This window comes from Streptomyces sp. NPDC046261 (assembly GCF_040646235.1).
Classification (GTDB): Bacteria; Actinomycetota; Actinomycetes; order Streptomycetales; family Streptomycetaceae; genus Streptomyces.
This window is the reverse complement of record NZ_JBEYZU010000004.1, coordinates 39,338-56,200: the sequence shown is the minus strand read 5'-3', so window position 1 is coordinate 56,200 and position 16,863 is coordinate 39,338. Positions and strand designations below refer to the sequence as shown.

Sequence of the window (16,863 nt, the reverse complement as noted above, 5' to 3'; positions counted from 1 at the left end):
GTGCCGATCCTGTCATGGGCGTCTGACAGTGGCGGTGGCGAGGGTGTGAGGGGTGATCGACGACCAGGGCTGTCGGGATTGTCAGTGGGCCGTGGCAGGATCGGGGGCGTGGCAGCAAAGGCATCGAAGACGAACGAACCGACCGGCACCGAGGCATCAGCGGAGGGAGGCCGGCCCCGTCTGCTGTTGATGGACGGGCACTCCATGGCGTACCGGGCGTTCTTCGCGCTGCCCGCGGAGAACTTCACCACTTCGGGTGGTCAGCCGACGAACGCGGTGTACGGCTTCGCGTCCATGCTGGCCAACACACTGCGTGACGAGCGGCCTACGCATTTCGCGGTGGCGTTCGACGTCTCGCGCAAGACGTGGCGCTCGGAGGAGTTCCCGGAGTACAAGGCGACGCGTTCGAAGACCCCGGACGAGTTCAAGGGGCAGGTCGCGCTGATCGGCGAGATGCTCGACACGATGAGTGTGCCGCGGTTCGCGGTGGACGGCTTCGAGGCGGACGACGTGATCGCCACGCTGGCCACGCAGGCGGAGGCGGAGGGCTTCGAGGTTTCGATCGTCACCGGTGACCGCGACTCCTTCCAGCTGGTGAGCGACGCCGTCACGGTGCTGTATCCGACGAAGGGCGTCTCGGAGCTGACGCGGTTCACGCCGGAGAAGGTCGTGGAGAAGTACGGCCTGTCGCCGCAGCAGTACCCGGACTTCGCGGCGCTGCGCGGCGACCCGTCGGACAACCTGCCGGGCATCCCCGGTGTGGGGGAGAAGACGGCCGCGAAGTGGATCAACCAGTTCGGTTCGTTCGCGGAGCTGGTCGAGCGGGTGGACGAGGTCAAGGGCAAGGCCGGGCAGAATCTGCGGGACCACCTGGAGGCGGTCAAGCTCAACCGCCGCCTGACCGAGATGGTGCGGGACGTGGAGCTGTCCACGGGCCCCGGGGGTCTGGTCCGTGAGGCGTACGACCGGCTGGCGCTGGTGTCGTTCCTGGAGCGGCTGGAGATCCGCAACGTGGGCCTGCGGGACCGGCTGCTGGCCGCCGACCCGGGCGGGGAGTCCGCCGAGGAGGCCGCTCCCGAGGCGGGTGCCGAGGTCGACGGTGTGGTGCTCGCCACTGGCGAGCTGGCGCCGTGGCTGGCGGAGCACGGCGGGGCCGCGCTCGGTGTGGCCGTGGTCGACAGCTGGTCGCTGGGCAGTGGCCGGGTGAGTGAGATCGCGCTGGCGACGGGCGAGGGCCCGGCCGTGTGGTTCGACCCGGCGGAGCTGGACGAGGCCGACGAGCGGGCGTTCGCCGCGTGGAGCGCGGACACGGCACGGCCGAAGGTGATGCACGACGCGAAGTCCGCGATGCGGGTGTTCGCCGAGCACGGCTGGTCGGTCGAGGGCGTGACCATGGACACCGCCCTGGCCGCCTATCTGGTCAAGCCCGGCCGTCGGTCGTTCGCCCTGGACGCCCTGTCGGTGGAGTACCTGGGCCGTGAGCTGGCGACGGCGGCGGCGGGCGACGGCCAGCTGGCCTTCGGCGCCGACGAACAGGCCGAGGCCGACGCCCTCATGGGCCGGGCGCGTACGGTGCTCGACCTGGGCGGCGCGTTCACGGGCCGGCTCAAGGACGTGGGCGCGGCCGAGCTGCTGACGGACGTGGAGCTGCCGACGAGCGCGATGCTGGCGGGCCTGGAGCGGGCGGGTATCGCCGCGGACCGGGGCTGGCTCGAGCGAATGGAGCAGCAGTTCGCGGCGGCGGTGCAGCAGGCGGTCCTCGAGGCGCACGCCGCGGCGGGGCGCGAGTTCAACCTGGGCTCGCCCAAGCAGCTGCAGGAGGTCCTCTTCGGGGAGCTGGGCCTGCCGCGGACGAAGAAGACGAAGACCGGCTACACCACGGACGCCGACGCCCTGGCCTGGCTCGCCGCGCAGACGGAGAACGAGCTGCCGGTGATCATGCTGCGGCACCGGGAGCAGTCCAAGCTGCGTTCCACCGTCGAGGGCCTGATCAAGGCGATCGCCCCCGACGGCCGGATCCACACCACCTTCAACCAGACGGTGGCGGCGACGGGCCGGCTGTCCTCCACCGACCCGAACCTGCAGAACATCCCGGTGCGTACGGACGAGGGCCGGGCCATCCGCCGCGGCTTCGTCGTCGGCGAGGGCTACGAGTCCCTGATGACCGCCGACTACAGCCAGATCGAGCTGCGGGTCATGGCGCACCTCTCCGAGGACGAGGGCCTGATCGAGGCGTTCGCGTCGGGTGAGGACCTGCACACCACCGTGGCCTCCCAGGTGTTCGGCGTCGCCAAGAGCGAGGTCGACCCGGAGATGCGCCGCAAGATCAAGGCCATGTCGTACGGCCTGGCCTACGGCCTGTCGGCGTTCGGGCTCTCGCAGCAGCTGAACATCGCGCCCGACGAGGCGCGGCGCCTGATGGACACGTTCTTCGAGCGGTTCGGCGGGGTGCGCGATTATCTCCAGCGCGTGGTCGAGGAGGCCCGCGCCACGGGATACACCGAGACGATGCTCGGCCGCCGCCGCTACCTTCCCGACCTCAACAGCGACAACCGCCAGCGTCGTGAGATGGCCGAGCGGATGGCGCTGAACGCCCCGATCCAGGGCACCGCCGCCGACATCGTCAAGATCGCGATGCTGCGGGTCGGCGAGGCCCTGGCGGCCGAGACGCTCACCTCCCGGATGCTGCTCCAGGTGCACGACGAAATCGTGCTGGAGATCTCGCCGGGCGAGCGCGAGAAGGTCGAGGCGCTGGTCCGCCGCGAGATGGCCGGGGCCGTCGAGCTGCGTGCCCCGCTGGATGTGTCGGTGGGCGTCGGCCGGGACTGGGAGTCCGCCGCGCACTGACCACCCGCGGGGTTCCGGCGCGGCCCCGTACGCGTCCCGCCCGCGCGGTCCGGCACCGGACCCGTACGCACTGACCGGCCCTTCTTCCCCCTCGGCGCTCCGAGGGGGAAGAAGGGCCGGTGTGGTTGGAGGCGGCGGTGTGGTTCTCATCCGCGGCGTGCGTTGCTACCGTGCCCATCCCTGACGCCTCGTCACATACGGGGAACGCTGCCAGGAGGCTCCGCATGCGCGCACTGGCCGCCGCGGCCATCGGACTGGCCGCGGCCCTCGCCCTGGTCTTCGCCGTCACCGCCATCGGCCCGCCCGAAGGCGAGACCTCACCCGAACCCCTGCTGTCCACCGCCCCCGCACACCCGTAGCCGGGAGGCCCCTCATGCGCCGCAGAGCGAGCCTGGTCCTGCTGGCCCTCGCGGTGTTCTTCACCGCCCTGTCCCCCCTGCTGCGCTGGTACGCCTTCCCCCGGCTGGCCAAGGTCCCCGCCGGCCGCTACCAGACGGCCGTCCTGGAGGCGAAGGACGCCACCCTCATCGACTACGCCACGCTCACGCCGAAAAAAGTCCCCCGCCTGACCATGGTCCAGACCCTCAAGGGCAACGTCGAACAGGCCCGCAAGGTCAAACACGCGACCGGTCGCGACGTCGTCGTCTGGGACGGCCTCTCCTACGCCGCGGGCCCCGACGGCACGATGGTCTCGCGGATACCCGAGCGCTACGTCTTCGACGCCCACAGCCAGCAGCCCGTCCACGCGGGCGGCGAACACATCGACGGCACCCCGGTGCGCCGCGACGGCATCCAGTACAAGTGGCCCTTCCTCGTCGAAAAGCGCGACTACCGCTACTTCGACCTGATGACCCGCACCTCCGCCCCCATCCACTACAAGGGCACCCGCGCCTTCCACGGACTGAAGGTCTACTACTTCGAGCAGACCATCCCCTGGACCAAGGTCCCCCTGCCCCGCACCCTGCCGCTGGGTATCACCCCCGACACCGTCCGGCAGCTCGGCCTGGAGCGCTGGTACTCCACCCGGCGCATGTTCTGGGTCGACCCCACCACCGGCGCACCCGTCAACGGCGAGGAGATCCACCGCGAGGAGATGCGCTGGACCGGAAAACCGGACAAGAAGCCGATCACCGCCTTCGCCGGTCATGTGAAGATGCGGCCCGACTACGTCGAGGACACGGTCGCGCTCGTCAAGACGCAGCGACAGCTGGTCCTGCTGCTCACCGGCTACCTCCCCTGGGGCTTCCTCGCGCTCGGCGGCGTGCTGCTGTCCCTCTCCCTCGTCCTGGAGGCCCGAGATCGTCGTGCGCTCACCGCGAACCTGGCACACGATGGAGGGAAACCCGAACGGCCGACCCCCGACGAGGGGCCGCTGAGCAGAGGAGGCTCGCCGTGAAGGAGAGTCCCGAGGACGAGTCCACCACGTCCCGGCCGCGCCGGCTGTACACCGGCGGCGAGCGGCCGTACGACCCCGAAGACCTGGTCATGGCCTCCGGCCGCGACGTGACACCGGAACGGATCGAGAAGGCCAAGCGCCTGATGGAGAAGGAGGGGGCCGCGGCGGTCGAGCGTTACCTCCCCTGACACGGCACGACCCCCCGGGCGCGCACGCCGCACCTGCGCGCCCGGGGCGCACGTCCTATGAACGACGCGCGTTGGTACGGCGTGTCGCCACGGCCGTCGACGGGTCCTCGGGCCAGGGGTGCCTGGGGTAGCGGCCGCGCAGCTCGGCCCGCACCGAGCGGTAGCCCTCCTGCCAGAACGACGCCAGGTCCGCCGTGACCGCCGCCGGCCTGCCCGCCGGTGACAGCAGGTGCACGAGCACCGGGACCCGGCCGCCCGCCAGACGCGGCGTCTGCCGCAGACCGAAGAGCTCCTGCAGCTTGACCGCCAGGACGGGCTGCTCACCGGCGTAGTCCACCCGGATCCGGGAGCCGCTCGGCACCTCCAGGCGCTCCGGCGCCAGCTCCGCCAGGCGCGCGGCGTCCCCGCTCGCCCACGGAAGCAGCCGCTCCAGGGCCTTGCCGGCATCCAGCCGCTCCAGGTCGGCGCGCCGACGTGCCCGGTCCAGCTCCGGGCCCAGCCACTGGTCCGTACACGCCAGCAGCGCCTCGTCCGACACGTCCGGCCACGGCGCGCCCAGCTCCCGGTGCAGGAACGCCAGACGCTGCCGCAGCCCCTCGGCCTCCGCGCTCCAGCGCAGCAGAGCGAGCCCCTCACGCCGCAGCCCTGCCAGCAGGGCCGCCCGCACACGCCGCGGATCCGGCGCGCTCAGCGCGCTCGTGGCCAGCTCCACCGCGCCCAGCCGCGTCACCCGGCGCGCCACGACGTCGCGCCGCTCCTCGGACCAGAGCACCTCCTCGTCCTCGGCGAGCAGCGCCCCGGCCGCTGCCCTGGCCGTGTCCTCGTCGATCACCGCGCCCAGCCGCACCCGCGCCGACGCGGCCGTCACCGGCCGGTCCGCCACGGCGATCGCGAGCCAGCGCGCACTGCGCAGCCGCGACCCCTCACCCAGCTCGGCGCCGGTCCCCGACACCATCAGATACGCGCCCTCCCCGCGCGCCCGCGCCACCCGCTCGGGGAACGCCAGCGCCGCGATCAGCCCGGCGGCGGCATCGTCGGTCTGCGGGCCGCCGGTACCGACGCGATCACGACCTTCCTCCGGCGCGCCGCCCATGACACCCCGTACCCCGCTCTCCAGGCGGCGGGCCTCGGCGCGCCAGCGCGCGGCGTAGGCGTCGCCGCCGCGCCGGGCCGCTCTCCAGGCGGCGGCCAGGTCGTCGCCGTACTCACGGGGCGGTTCCTCGCTGAGCAGCGCCACGACCTCGGCCGCCCGGCGCGCGCCGACCTCGTGCGCGCCGTCCAGGAGGGCGCGTGCCAGACGAGGGTGCACCCCCAGCCGGGCCATGCGCCGGCCCCGGTCCGTGGGGCGCCCGTCCGGGCCGGTCGCCCCCGTGGCCGCCAGCACCGCACGGGCCGCGGCCAGCGCGCCGGCCGGCGGGGCGTCGAGAAGCGCGAGGCCGGACGCGTCGGGATCGCCCCAGCAGGCCGCCTGCAGGGCGAACGCCGTCAGGTCCGCGACCGTGATCTCCGCGGCCGGGAACGCCGGCAGCCGCGCCTCCTCGGCCTCGGCCCAGCAGCGGTACACCGTGCCCGGCGCCTCACGGCCCGCACGCCCCGCCCGCTGCCGTGCCGCCGCCCGGGACGCCCGTACGGTCGTGAGCGCGCCGAGCCCCCGGGCGTGGTCCGTGCGCGGCTCCCGGGCCAGGCCCGCGTCCACCACGACCCGTACGCCCGGCACGGTCAGGCTCGACTCCGCCACCGACGTCGCCAGCACCACCCGGCGCGCGCCCGAGCCGCCGGCGAGGACCGCGTCCTGCACCGCGGCCGGGGCCCTGCCGTGCACCTGCAGCACCTCCGCACCGCCCAGCGCCCCGGGCCCGCCCAGCAGGCCCGCCACGCGCCCGATCTCGCCCACGCCCGGCAGGAAGCACAGCACGTCGCCGTCCCGCTCGCGCAGCGCCCGCCGCACGACCGCGGCCACGTGCTCCAGCAGGACGGGGTCCACGCGCATCCCGTGCGGCGGCCGCACCGCCCGCTCCGGCGGCGCCCACACCACCTCCACCGGGTGCGAGACGCCCTGCGCCCGCACCACGGGCGCGTCGCCCAGCAGCCGCGCCCAGCCCTCGGCGTCCGTGGTGGCCGAGGCGGCCACCAGCCGCAGGTCGGGGCGCAGGGCGGCGCGTACGTCCAGCAGGAACGCCGCGGCCGTGTCGGCGTCCAGATGCCGCTCATGGCACTCGTCGAGCACCACGACGTCGACCCCGGCCAGCTCCGGATCGCGCTGCAGGCGCTGCAACAGCACACCGGTCGTGACCACCTCGACCACGGTCGCGGGCCCTGCCCGCCGCTCCCCGCGCACGGTGAACCCCACGCGCCCCGCGGCGCCCCCCTCGCCGATGGTCTCGCCGAGCAGCCACGCCATGCGCCGCGCCGCGGCCCGCGCCGCGATCCGGCGCGGCTCGGCGACCACGACGCGGCGTACGGGCGCGGGCGCGCCCGTACCGTCGGCCGGCACGAGCCCGGCCAGGACCAGCGGCACCAGGGTCGTCTTGCCCGTGCCGGGCGGCGCGCACAGGACGGCGGCGCCGCTCTCGTCCAGTGCGCGGGTGAGCGCGGGCAGGGCGGTGCGTACGGGCAGATGGCCGAGGGCCTCGGTGTGGATCACGGGATCAAGTCTCGCCGAGCTCCGGAGTGGCTCCGCGGCCCGGTGTCAGTCGCGCTCGCAGACGAAGATCACCGTGCCGGGGATCAGAGCACCGCGCAGCGGGGACCAGCCGCCCCACTCCTGGGTGTTCCAGTGCGGCCATTCCGGTTCGACCAGGTCGACCAGGCGGAATCCGGCCGCGACGACGTCGCGCACCCGGTCGCCGAGTGTGCGGTGGTGCTCGACGTAGACGGCGTGGCCGTTCTCGTCCTGTTCCACATAAGGGGTGCGGTCGAAGTAGGAGGCGGCGACGGACAGGCCCTCGGGGCCGGGCTCGTCGGGGAAGGCCCAGCGGATGGGGTGGGTGACGGAGAAGACCCAGCGGCCGCCGGGGCGCAGCACCCTGCGTACCTCCCGCATCACCTGGACCGGGTCGGCGACGAACGGCACCGCTCCGTAGGCGGAGCAGGCCAGGTCGAAGGAGCCGTCCGCGAAGGGCAGCGCGCCGGCGTCGGCCTCGACCAGGGGGAAGTCCGCGCCGATCCGCAGGGCGTGCTGCAGCTGCCGGTGGGAGAGGTCCAGGGCCACGGGGCGGGCGCCCTGGGCGGCCAGCCAGCGCGCGCACTGGGCCGCGCCCGCCCCGATCTCCAGGACGGCCAGGCCCTTGAGGCCGCTCGCCGGGCCCAGCAGCGCGGCCTCCGCCTCGTCCAGGCCCTCGGGGCCCCAGACGAAGCGGTCGTCGCCGAGGAATCCGCCGTGCTCGCTCTGGTACTCGTCGGCGTTGCGGTCCCACCAGCCACGGCTGGCCCGGCTGCTCTCCGCCCCGCCGCTCTCACGGCGGGTCGCTTCCGGCTCGTACTCTTGGGTCATCTCGACGGTCGCGCCCTTGGCCTCGGCAGGGAACCGCGGTGAGCGGTTCCCGGTTCAACAGGTCTCTTGATCTTTTGATCTTTACAGGTCCCCGCCGGAGCGTGCCGCCGCGGGGGCCCGGGCGGCGATCGTCCCGGTTTCGCCGGGTTTTCGCGAGGGGCCTTCCGGTGTCCCGAGCGTGGCGCCACGAGGTGCCGGGAGGCCCTCGTGGCCTCGCACAACCTGAGTTGTGCCGGTTTTCGGGCGTTTCGTCCCGGGTGTGCGCCTTCGCGCATTGACCGTGTCCGGCTGCCCCCGTATGCTACAAGTTGCGCTGCGAGCCTGCGCGCCTCAGACGGAGCAGGTCGCGCTCGCACTGGTTGTATGTCCCCTCGGTTGTCGAGGCGTTTCCGGTTTCCTATCGGGTCTTAGGGCCCTTTCGGAGACTGCGCCTCCAAGGCTGTCCGGCTTCGGCGGTGCGATACGGGCCCACGGCGTAGCAGTACCTACGACTTCAATGTCCGTACCGGAGCCCTTTCCCACATGACGAGCAGCACCGAGACCACCGCCACCACCCCGCAGGTTGCGGTCAACGACATCGGTAACGAGGAAGCCTTCCTCGCCGCGATCGACGAGACGATCAAGTACTTCAACGACGGCGACATCGTCGACGGCGTCATCGTGAAGGTCGACCGGGACGAGGTCCTGCTCGACATCGGTTACAAGACCGAGGGTGTGATCCCCTCCCGCGAGCTCTCGATCAAGCACGACGTCGACCCGAACGAGGTCGTCAAGGTCGGCGACGAGATCGAGGCCCTGGTTCTCCAGAAGGAGGACAAGGAAGGTCGCCTGATCCTCTCGAAGAAGCGCGCCCAGTACGAGCGCGCCTGGGGCACCATCGAGAAGATCAAGGAAGAGGACGGGATCGTCACCGGCACCGTCATCGAGGTCGTCAAGGGTGGTCTCATCCTCGACATCGGCCTCCGTGGCTTCCTCCCGGCCTCCCTGGTCGAGATGCGCCGCGTCCGCGACCTCCAGCCCTACGTGGGCAAGGAGCTCGAGGCCAAGATCATCGAGCTGGACAAGAACCGCAACAACGTGGTCCTGTCCCGCCGTGCCTGGCTGGAGCAGACCCAGAGCGAGGTCCGCCAGACCTTCCTCACCACCCTGCAGAAGGGTCAGGTGCGCTCCGGCGTCGTCTCCTCCATCGTCAACTTCGGTGCCTTCGTGGACCTGGGTGGCGTCGACGGTCTCGTCCACGTCTCCGAGCTCTCCTGGAAGCACATCGACCACCCGTCCGAGGTTGTCGAGGTCGGCCAGGAAGTCACCGTCGAGGTCCTCGACGTCGACATGGACCGCGAGCGCGTCTCCCTGTCGCTCAAGGCGACCCAGGAAGACCCGTGGCAGCAGTTCGCCCGGACCCACCAGATCGGTCAGGTCGTCCCGGGTAAGGTCACCAAGCTCGTTCCCTTCGGTGCGTTCGTGCGCGTCGACGAGGGCATCGAGGGCCTGGTCCACATCTCCGAGCTGGCCGAGCGCCACGTGGAGATCCCGGAGCAGGTCGTCCAGGTCAACGACGAGATCTTCGTCAAGGTCATCGACATCGACCTCGAGCGCCGCCGCATCAGCCTCTCGCTGAAGCAGGCCAACGAGTCCTTCGGTGCCGACCCGTCCGTGGTCGAGTTCGACCCGACCCTGTACGGCATGGCCGCGTCCTACGACGACCAGGGCAACTACATCTACCCCGAGGGCTTCGACCCCGAGGCCAACGACTGGCTCGAGGGCTACGAGAAGCAGCGCGAGGAGTGGGAGCGCCAGTACGCCGAGGCGCAGCAGCGCTTCGAGCAGCACCAGGCGCAGGTCATCAAGTCCCGCGAGGCCGACGAGCAGGCCGCTGCCGAGGGCGCTGCCGCTCCGGCCGCCGCCTCGGGTGCCGGCAACGTCTCCGGCGGTTCGTACTCCTCGGAGTCGGCCGACAACTCCGGCGCCCTGGCGTCGGACGAGGCGCTCGCCGCGCTCCGCGAGAAGCTCGCCGGCGGCCAGAGCTGAGGCTCTGACCGGCAGCAGCTGACAGCTGACTGAAGTAAGGCCCGCTCTCCTTGGAGGGCGGGCCTTACTCATGCCCTCCTTCCGGCCCCGGTGATCCTCTTGGCGGCCCGGACGGGGAATGCCCGCGCCCTTCAAGGACGTTCTTCCGTACGGAACATGAGGAGGAACGGTCACTGTGTTGGATCCGCAGGGTTTGTACGAATGGGAGCCCAAGGGGCTCGCCGTAGCCGACCTGGCCCTGGCCCAGGACACGGCCGGGCTGGTCATGCTCTACCACTTCGACGGCTACATCGACGCCGGTGAGACGGGCGACCAGATCGTCAAGCGGCTGCTGGACGGCCTGCCGCACCAGGTCGTGGCCCGCTTCGACCACGACCGGCTCATCGACTACCGCGCGCGCCGCCCCCTGCTGACCTTCGAACGCGACCGCTGGAGCGCCTACGAGGTCCCGAAGATCGAGCTCCGCCTGGTCCAGGACACGACGGGCGCCCCCTTCCTCCTGCTCACCGGCCCCGAGCCGGACGTGGAATGGGAGCGCTTCGCGGTCGCCGTGCGACAGCTGGTGGAACGCCTGGGCGTACGCCTGTCCGTCAACTTCCACGGCATCCCCATGGGCGTCCCCCACACGCGTCCCGTCGGCATCACCCCGCACGGCAACCGCACGGACCTGATGCCGGGCCACCGCAGCTACTTCGACGAGGCCCAGGTACCCGGCAGCGCCGAGTCGCTCGTCGAGTACCGCCTGGCCGAGGCCGGCCACGACGTCCTGGGCGTCGCCGCCCACGTCCCCCACTACATCGCCCGCTCCCCCTACCCGGACGCGGCGCTGACCGCACTTGAGGCGATCACCGCCGCGACGGGCCTCGTCCTGCCCGACGCCGCGCACTCCCTGCGCACGGAGGCGCTGCGCACCCAGGAGGAGATCGAGCGCCAGCTCGCCGAGGGCGACGACGAGCTCGTCGCCCTCGTACGGGGCCTCGAGCACCAGTACGACGCGGTGGCCGGCGCGGAAACCCGCGGCAACCTCGTCGCCGAGCCCGTCGACCTGCCCTCCGCCGACGAACTGGGCGCGGAATTCGAGCGCTTCCTCGCCGACAGGGAGGGCGACGGCGGCCGCTGACCGCCGGCCCGATAGCGTGGGGCCCATGCTGAAGGTGGGCCTCACAGGCGGAATCGGCGCGGGCAAGAGCGAGGTGTCGCGCCTCCTCGTCTCCTACGGAGCGGTGCTCGTCGACTCCGACAAGATCGCGCGGGAAGTGGTGGCGCCGGGCACGCCCGGACTGGCGGCCGTGGTCGCCGAGTTCGGCCCCGGCGTCCTCACCCCCGAGGGCGCGCTCGACCGTCCGAAGCTCGGCGCGATCGTCTTCGCCGACCCGGGCAGGCTCGCCGCCCTCAACGCCATCGTGCACCCCCTGGTCCGCGCCCGCTCCGCCGAGCTGGAAGCCGCCGCGGGCCCGGACGCCGTCGTCGTCCACGACGTCCCCCTCCTCGCCGAGAACGGCCTCGCCCCCCTGTTCGACCTGGTCCTGGTCGTGGACGCCTCCACCGAGACCCGCCTCGACCGGCTCGTGCGCCTGCGCGGCATGACCCCCGACGAAGCCCGGGCCCGCATGGCGGCCCAGGCCACCCGCGAGCAGCGGCTGGCCGTCGCCGACCTGGTCATCGACAACGACGGCCCGCTCGAGGAGCTGGAGCCCAGGGTCAGGGCGGTGTGGGAGGAGCTGCGGAATAGGTCGTAGGGCGAGGACGTTGTGCCGCTGCGACGACGTTGCGTGACGACGTTGTGCGGCTGCGGCGAGACCTGCGGCGGGACCTGGCGGCGAAAGGAGACGGACGTGACCGAGCGGACGACGCCCGAGACCCATGTGATCGACTTCCGGGCGGCGGAGCAGCTGCTGGACGCCGGTGACCCGCGCGGCACCATCAAGCTGCTCGACTCCGTCATCTCCGCCCACCCCGAGAACACCGCGGCCCGCCTGCTGCGCGCTCGCGCTTTCTTCGCCACGGCCCAACTCCGGCCCGCCGAGCTCGAATTCCAGCTCGTCCTCGAACGCGAGCCGGACAACGCCTTCGCCCACTTCGCCCTGGCCCGCACCCTCCAGCGCGCCGCCCGCCCCACCGAAGCCCTCCGCCACTTCCGCCTCGCCGCGGCCCTGGACCCCCGCCCGGACTTCCTGGCGGCGGCCCGGTTCGGGGACAAGGGCTGAGCTTGTTGTTTACGGTCCGGGGTCGAACATGGCCCGAACCTGATCGGAAGCGCTCGCGGAAGTGTCGGCTCTCCCGCCGGTGCATCGAAACCGTCCCGGCCCGGCCAGGCAGGCCCGATGACCACGCGGTCAAGCAGGATGGGCACCATGGACGCGAACGGAAGCCGACCCCTTGAGGACCTCGTGCAGTGGAACGGTGAGCTCTCTGGGCTCATCAGAGATACCCGGCAGGGCGAATCGCCATTGGCTGTCATCTTCCATCGTGGCCACGCCGTTGCTGCCACGGAAAGGGTCACTACTGGGCTCGCGAGCCCCGGCCAGCTCGTCGACTGGGCACAGGCCGTGCATTTCGAGGACCAGGTGCACGTTGAGGAAGAACACCAGGACCTGCTGACCCAGTTCCTCGTCGAAATCTCGAGCCCCGAGCTGTTCGAACCCGTCACCCATGCGGTCTGCCGACGATGGCTACGCATCCTGCGGACATCGATGGCCTCTGATGCCGAACGTTCAACGACAAGCTGAGCGCGGCCCGAGCCCGGCTCGGGCAGGGTGGTGCGCGGCCGGTGGGCTGATCGCTTCGTCCTATCGGGTGAGGGGTGTGAGGGGCTCCTGTGTCGCGGGTTGCCTCTGGAGAAACGGTGCATGCAGGTGCTTTGGGGGCTGAGGGCCCTGCGTGGGGCGGGGGTGCAGGGGGAGCGGTGTGCGGTTGCCTCGTCCGTTCGTGCATAGCGTGGTCGTCTCGATCTTGCTCGTCGAGCCGCCCCCAGGAGACCGTCCATGGCCATGCCGGAACTGCTCGGTGTCAGTCCCGTCGCGCCCCCGTCCGGGCCCCGGTACAAGGCCCGGGCCTTGGGCGTCGGCTGGGTGCTCGCCGGCCTGCTGTTGGTCGCCGCCTCGAGCGCGGAGGCGGAGAAGGCCGCGGGGCATGTGACCGACAAGGGCACTCTGACCGTGGAGCGCTGCTGGGTGCGTACCACGCGTGAGAGGCACAGTGACGTCGACCGGGACGTGTGTGTCGGCGTCTATCGGGCGCAGAACGGGCGGACCGTACGCGATGATGCCGAGCTTCAAGGCTCCTATGTGCCGGGCGAGCGTGTACGGGTGTATCGCGAGGACTTCGAGTACTACGTCATCGGCTGGCGTGCGTTCTGGAGCTGGCTGGCCTGTGCCTTTGGCGGGGCTCTCCTTGTCTGCTTGGGGATGGCGACCGTCGTCGTCGGGATTCACGCGAAAACCGCGGAGGAACTCCACGCACTCAGGTCATTGCTGCGTTTGCAGCCGGCGGTCGCGGTCTGTCTCAGATGGCTGCGGAGGGTAGCGGTCGCGGGCTTGGCGCTGTGCTTCGCGCTGGCGCTCATTTCCCATTGATGGAATCGGCATGCTTTCGAGCCGGGAGGGTGGTCGGATGGAACTACGGGAACTACGGGAACTGCGGGTCGACTCGGGACAGTTGGAAGCCTTCGCTCGTCAGATCTACCGGGGAGCCGAAGATGCGCGGGAAGTGCTGAACTACGCCGGGAAGTTCACGCACATCACCGGCCGGCAGAATGGGCTCTTCGCCCTTGCCGTCGACGGTCACGACGGATTACGCCACGAGGTACTGCGGGCTCTGAAGCATCTCTCCGGCATCTTGACCGAGTCCTCGGAAGAGATGCGTGCCGCTGCCACTTACTACCGCTGTACCGATCACGCCGTGGCCGCTTCCCTGGACGCCGGGTACTCGCGGGAGAGGCGCTGACCTGCTGTGCAATTCGCCGATGTGGCGCAGCCGACGGAGTACCTGGTTCCGCCGCGGAAGCCGGAGGAGTTCACCGACCCCCTGCTTTCGCTCAACGCGGTCTGTGATGTCCTGAGTCCGGGCGGGTGGTTTCTCAAGCTGGCCGAGCTGATGCTGCCGGAGAATCCCGTCGAATGGGCCCAGCGGCAGCTGGCCGGGGACTGGGCGGCCTACGCCAAATGCGCCGAGTCGTGGCAGCACATGGGCCAGGCATGCGGTGCTGTGGCGCGCAATGTCGAGTCCGGCCGCAGAAGCGTCGCCAGGACGTGGGACGGTAACGCGGCCGAAGCCGCACTTCTCTACCTCGATGCCTTGCGGAAGAACCTCGAGGATGTGCGGGAAGCGCTGGAGAGGATGGGCGACGAGTACCGCGCCGTCGCGCAGTCGATCTCGCTCACCGGTCAGGCGATCGGAGGATGCGTCAGTGCGATCGTCGATGCTCTGGTGACCGCGTCCATCACGGCAGCGGCTACCACAGCGCTCGGCTGGACCGGGTGCGCCGCGGCGATGGGCTATGCCCTGGGGGCGATGGAAGCCCGGGTCATCATCAAGGAGTGGGAGCGGATGACCAGGCTCATCAGCGCCGCCCAGCTGGCCATGAACAGCAGTTACGCGGTCATGGGACATATCGGTGGTGAGGTCATGGCGAAACTCAACGCGTTTCCCCTGCCCCGGGCGAGCTATGACCACCCGGCGGTCTGAGACAGGAGGGCGTATGCCTGAACAAGAGGTGGGGTTCGAAGAGTTCCTGGCTCCGGGCAGGGACCGCGAGCAGGCCCGAGTGGTCCACAAGGCCCTGCAGCATCTGGCCGCCGGTGGTGCGGGCGACGTCCTCCAGGAGATGGCGCGTGAGGTCCTCTCCGGTCGGGTGGGCCTGCGCGAGGCCGTGCGGGTGGGCGCTTACGCTGATGCGCTGGGCGAGCACGCCCACGTGGCGCACAAGGCGTGGGAGGGCATGACCGAAGAGGAGCGCGACCGCTGCTTGGCGGACGCCCGTAGCTCGCTGGACGCCGAGGGGGCCTGAGCGGGGCCTGGGGGCCCTGGTGGCTCCCCGCCAGGGCCCTAGCCCCTACCCTTCGGGCCTCTTGCCCTTGACCGGCTCGTACGGCGGGACGTCCCGCCCCGGCTGGTAGTGCGGCCCCTGCCGGATGTGCCGGATCACGACGGCCAGGTCGGTGGCCGCCACCGCCGCCACCACCCCGCAGGCGATCGCCCACCCCGGGCGGCCGGCGGCCGCGAAGAGGAGGGCTCCGGCCAGGGCCCAGACCAGGCCGAACGCGGCCAGACCGCAGCGCAGCCGCAGGGGGCTGCGGGCGGTGATCGGTTCATTGCCCGTACGCATGGCACACCATCTCCTCCTCCCAGGATCCACCCTGTCCGGGGAAGAGGGGGCCGGCCTCAGAGCAGGCGCTGGATCTCGCCGCGGACGCGGTAGAAGCCGGAGGCGGGGGAGAGGGCCTCGACGACGTAGCGGGCGCCGGGCTGGCGTATGTGGCGGGGGAACTGCACGTTCCAGGTGGGGTCGTAGCCGCCCGAGACGACGTGGACGCGCAGCCGGCCGGCTTCCTGGACGCATTCGACCACGATGCCCGAGGCGGGCGGGGTGGCGACCGTCCGGACGGTGGCGGACGGGGCGTACGTGGGCAGGGCGGCGGCGGACTTGACGTCCAGGGGCACGGGGACCGTGCCGGACTGTGCGGCGGCGATGGCGGCCTCCGTGGCGTCGACGCAGACCAGGGAGCCGTCCGTGGTGACCATGTACAGCTTCTCGTCGAGGTACTGCATGGACAGCGCCGAGCCGCCGCCCGTGCCCAGCTTCCACAGGCGGGTGCCGTCGGCGGCGAAGCAGTAGACGGAGGAGGCGGAGTCACCGGCGAAGACGTAGCGGCCGCCCGGGGCGGTGGCGCAGGAGTAGACCGCCGAGTCGCAGGGGTACGTCGCCTCGATGGCTCCGCTGACCTTGGACAGGCGCTGGACGACGTTGTGGTGGGTGCCCGCGTAGACGGAGTGGTCCTCCTGCCAGCCGAAGAGCACGGAGCCGTTGGTCGGGGTGTGCCACAGCTCGCCGCCGCCGTCCTGGGCGTAGGCCGTCACCCCGCGCGCGTGGCCGTGGTAGACGGCGCGCTCGTCGCGGCGCACCATCCAGGCGTGCGCTCCGGTGCTCCTGCGTGACCACTGGTACTCGTCCTCGTGGTCGATGACGGTCAGCCCGCCGTCGCGGTCGGCCACGTTGAGCACGCCCTCGCGGATGTCGAGCCAGAAGATGTCGACGTCGGAGGCGATCTCGTAGGCGGCGAACGGCAGTTTGCTGGAGAGGTCGTAGACGGTGCCGTCGTCGCAGCCGGCGTAGATCCAGAAGTCGTCGGCCACCAGGCACTTGACGCCGTCCGGCAGCCGATAGCGGGCCAGCACCTCGCCATCGTGCCCGAGGGTGTAGACGTCGCCGGACTGATTGCCGACCCAGCAGCGGTCCTCGCCGATGTGGATGCCGAACGCGGCCGCTCCCGTGCGGAAGCGCCACAGCACCGGAGCCACGGCCCGCGCGGTGGAGGGCGCGGAGGTGACCTGGCGGCGCGTCACCGCACGGGCCGCGCGGCCGCCCCGCACGGCCGGTGCGTAGCCCTTGCGCACCTTCTCGCCCACCTTCTTGGCGGCGGCGGCCCGCGCCTTCTCCACGGTCGGGAAGGTGGACGTCTGGGCCTGCCCGGCCGCCCCGATCCGGCCGTAGCGCACCGTCACCGTCGTGCCGGCGACGACGACTTCGTAGAACTTGTGCGCTCCGCCGCCGTCCTGGGACAGCTCCAGATACGTGGTGTCCGACGACATGGCAATGCCCCTCTCCCCGCCGGTCGCGGCGACCGGTCTGCAGTGAGGGGAACGCTAGGGCGTGCCACTGACAATCGGGCCCGGCCGAGGTGGCGCGGCTG

General features: G+C 71.5%; 17 protein-coding genes. 13 read left to right on the top strand and 4 right to left on the bottom strand.

What is annotated here, in order from left to right; translation table 11 throughout:
- Window positions 1-189: 189 nt before the first annotated feature.
- From polA to ABZ956_RS09665, 4 genes are all read left to right on the top strand, one after another.
- The gene (gene polA / locus ABZ956_RS09680) at window positions 190-2,847 is read left to right on the top strand and encodes a DNA polymerase I (RefSeq protein ID WP_361890469.1); all 2,658 of its coding nucleotides are present in this window, start codon (window positions 190-192) and stop codon (window positions 2,845-2,847) included.
- 224 nt (window positions 2,848-3,071) lie between these two features.
- Window positions 3,072-3,206 carry an SPW_0924 family protein gene (locus ABZ956_RS09675; RefSeq protein ID WP_361889557.1) on the top strand — a complete coding sequence of 45 codons (135 nt, stop codon included), beginning with the start codon at window positions 3,072-3,074 and terminating at the stop codon, window positions 3,204-3,206.
- A 14-nt stretch (window positions 3,207-3,220) separates the two neighbouring features.
- Window positions 3,221-4,243 (top strand): DUF3068 domain-containing protein, encoded by a 1,023-nt coding sequence (locus tag ABZ956_RS09670; protein WP_361889554.1) that lies wholly within the window; start codon window positions 3,221-3,223, stop codon window positions 4,241-4,243.
- Window positions 4,240-4,431 carry a hypothetical protein gene (locus ABZ956_RS09665; protein ID WP_361889551.1) on the top strand — a complete coding sequence of 64 codons (192 nt, stop codon included), beginning with the start codon at window positions 4,240-4,242 and terminating at the stop codon, window positions 4,429-4,431. The genes ABZ956_RS09670 and ABZ956_RS09665 overlap by 4 nt, the downstream gene beginning before the upstream one ends.
- Window positions 4,432-4,486: 55 nt before the next feature.
- On the opposite strand, the gene hrpB is transcribed toward ABZ956_RS09665, so the two are convergent.
- Both hrpB and ABZ956_RS09655 read right to left on the bottom strand, forming a co-directional pair.
- Window positions 4,487-7,075 carry an ATP-dependent helicase HrpB gene (gene hrpB / locus ABZ956_RS09660; RefSeq protein ID WP_361889548.1) on the bottom strand — a complete coding sequence of 863 codons (2,589 nt, stop codon included), beginning with the start codon at window positions 7,073-7,075 and terminating at the stop codon, window positions 4,487-4,489.
- 45 nt (window positions 7,076-7,120) lie between these two features.
- The gene (locus ABZ956_RS09655) at window positions 7,121-7,924 is read right to left on the bottom strand and encodes a class I SAM-dependent methyltransferase (protein WP_361889546.1); all 804 of its coding nucleotides are present in this window, start codon (window positions 7,922-7,924) and stop codon (window positions 7,121-7,123) included.
- Window positions 7,925-8,446: 522 nt separating this feature from the next.
- Between ABZ956_RS09655 and rpsA the strand changes: the two genes are divergently transcribed.
- The 9 genes from rpsA (at window position 8,447) to ABZ956_RS09610 (ending at window position 14,960) form a co-directional block, all read left to right on the top strand.
- Window positions 8,447-9,952: a 30S ribosomal protein S1 gene (rpsA, locus tag ABZ956_RS09650; RefSeq protein ID WP_225660109.1), complete on the top strand. Its 1,506-nt coding sequence runs from the start codon at window positions 8,447-8,449 to the stop codon at window positions 9,950-9,952.
- 175 nt (window positions 9,953-10,127) lie between these two features.
- On the top strand, window positions 10,128-11,072 hold the full coding sequence (locus tag ABZ956_RS09645) for a PAC2 family protein (protein ID WP_361889543.1): 945 nt from the start codon (window positions 10,128-10,130) through the stop codon (window positions 11,070-11,072).
- A 25-nt stretch (window positions 11,073-11,097) separates the two neighbouring features.
- Window positions 11,098-11,691: a dephospho-CoA kinase gene (gene coaE, locus ABZ956_RS09640; RefSeq protein ID WP_361889540.1), complete on the top strand. Its 594-nt coding sequence runs from the start codon at window positions 11,098-11,100 to the stop codon at window positions 11,689-11,691.
- Between the two features lie 96 nt (window positions 11,692-11,787).
- The gene (locus ABZ956_RS09635; RefSeq protein ID WP_361889537.1) at window positions 11,788-12,159 is read left to right on the top strand and encodes a tetratricopeptide repeat protein; all 372 of its coding nucleotides are present in this window, start codon (window positions 11,788-11,790) and stop codon (window positions 12,157-12,159) included.
- Window positions 12,160-12,306: 147 nt separating this feature from the next.
- Window positions 12,307-12,681: a hypothetical protein gene (locus tag ABZ956_RS09630; protein WP_361889535.1), complete on the top strand. Its 375-nt coding sequence runs from the start codon at window positions 12,307-12,309 to the stop codon at window positions 12,679-12,681.
- 255 nt (window positions 12,682-12,936) lie between these two features.
- Entirely contained in the window at window positions 12,937-13,527 is a 591-nt protein-coding gene (locus tag ABZ956_RS09625) for a hypothetical protein (RefSeq protein WP_361889532.1), read from the top strand.
- A 37-nt stretch (window positions 13,528-13,564) separates the two neighbouring features.
- Window positions 13,565-13,897 (top strand): type VII secretion target, encoded by a 333-nt coding sequence (locus ABZ956_RS09620; protein ID WP_361889529.1) that lies wholly within the window; start codon window positions 13,565-13,567, stop codon window positions 13,895-13,897.
- 6 nt (window positions 13,898-13,903) lie between these two features.
- On the top strand, window positions 13,904-14,638 hold the full coding sequence (locus ABZ956_RS09615) for a hypothetical protein (RefSeq protein WP_361889526.1): 735 nt from the start codon (window positions 13,904-13,906) through the stop codon (window positions 14,636-14,638).
- A 13-nt stretch (window positions 14,639-14,651) separates the two neighbouring features.
- Window positions 14,652-14,960 carry a hypothetical protein gene (locus ABZ956_RS09610; RefSeq protein WP_361889523.1) on the top strand — a complete coding sequence of 103 codons (309 nt, stop codon included), beginning with the start codon at window positions 14,652-14,654 and terminating at the stop codon, window positions 14,958-14,960.
- Window positions 14,961-15,005: 45 nt separating this feature from the next.
- On the opposite strand, the gene ABZ956_RS09605 is transcribed toward ABZ956_RS09610, so the two are convergent.
- Together ABZ956_RS09605 and ABZ956_RS09600 are read right to left on the bottom strand one after the other, a co-directional pair.
- On the bottom strand, window positions 15,006-15,278 hold the full coding sequence (locus ABZ956_RS09605; RefSeq protein WP_361889520.1) for a DUF6343 family protein: 273 nt from the start codon (window positions 15,276-15,278) through the stop codon (window positions 15,006-15,008).
- Between the two features lie 56 nt (window positions 15,279-15,334).
- Window positions 15,335-16,762 carry a WGR domain-containing protein gene (locus ABZ956_RS09600; RefSeq protein ID WP_361889518.1) on the bottom strand — a complete coding sequence of 476 codons (1,428 nt, stop codon included), beginning with the start codon at window positions 16,760-16,762 and terminating at the stop codon, window positions 15,335-15,337.
- Between the last annotated feature and the right edge of the window lie 101 nt (window positions 16,763-16,863).

Excerpts from the sequence above, each read along its gene's own strand:
- rpsA (WP_225660109.1), top strand. The coding sequence starts at position 8,447 with ATGACGAGCAGCACCGAGACCACCGCCACCACCCCGCAGGTTGCGGTC.
- ABZ956_RS09630 (WP_361889535.1), top strand. The coding sequence starts at position 12,307 with ATGGACGCGAACGGAAGCCGACCCCTTGAGGACCTCGTGCAGTGGAAC.
- ABZ956_RS09675 (WP_361889557.1), top strand. The coding sequence starts at position 3,072 with ATGCGCGCACTGGCCGCCGCGGCCATCGGACTGGCCGCGGCCCTCGCC.
- ABZ956_RS09610 (WP_361889523.1), top strand. The coding sequence starts at position 14,652 with ATGCCTGAACAAGAGGTGGGGTTCGAAGAGTTCCTGGCTCCGGGCAGG.
- polA (WP_361890469.1), top strand. The coding sequence starts at position 190 with ATGGACGGGCACTCCATGGCGTACCGGGCGTTCTTCGCGCTGCCCGCG.
- ABZ956_RS09625 (WP_361889532.1), top strand. The coding sequence starts at position 12,937 with ATGGCCATGCCGGAACTGCTCGGTGTCAGTCCCGTCGCGCCCCCGTCC.
- ABZ956_RS09620 (WP_361889529.1), top strand. The coding sequence starts at position 13,565 with ATGGAACTACGGGAACTACGGGAACTGCGGGTCGACTCGGGACAGTTG.
- coaE (WP_361889540.1), top strand. The coding sequence starts at position 11,098 with ATGCTGAAGGTGGGCCTCACAGGCGGAATCGGCGCGGGCAAGAGCGAG.
- ABZ956_RS09670 (WP_361889554.1), top strand. The coding sequence starts at position 3,221 with ATGCGCCGCAGAGCGAGCCTGGTCCTGCTGGCCCTCGCGGTGTTCTTC.
- ABZ956_RS09655 (WP_361889546.1), bottom strand. The coding sequence starts at position 7,924 with ATGACCCAAGAGTACGAGCCGGAAGCGACCCGCCGTGAGAGCGGCGGG.
- ABZ956_RS09605 (WP_361889520.1), bottom strand. The coding sequence starts at position 15,278 with ATGCGTACGGGCAATGAACCGATCACCGCCCGCAGCCCCCTGCGGCTG.
- ABZ956_RS09600 (WP_361889518.1), bottom strand. The coding sequence starts at position 16,762 with ATGTCGTCGGACACCACGTATCTGGAGCTGTCCCAGGACGGCGGCGGA.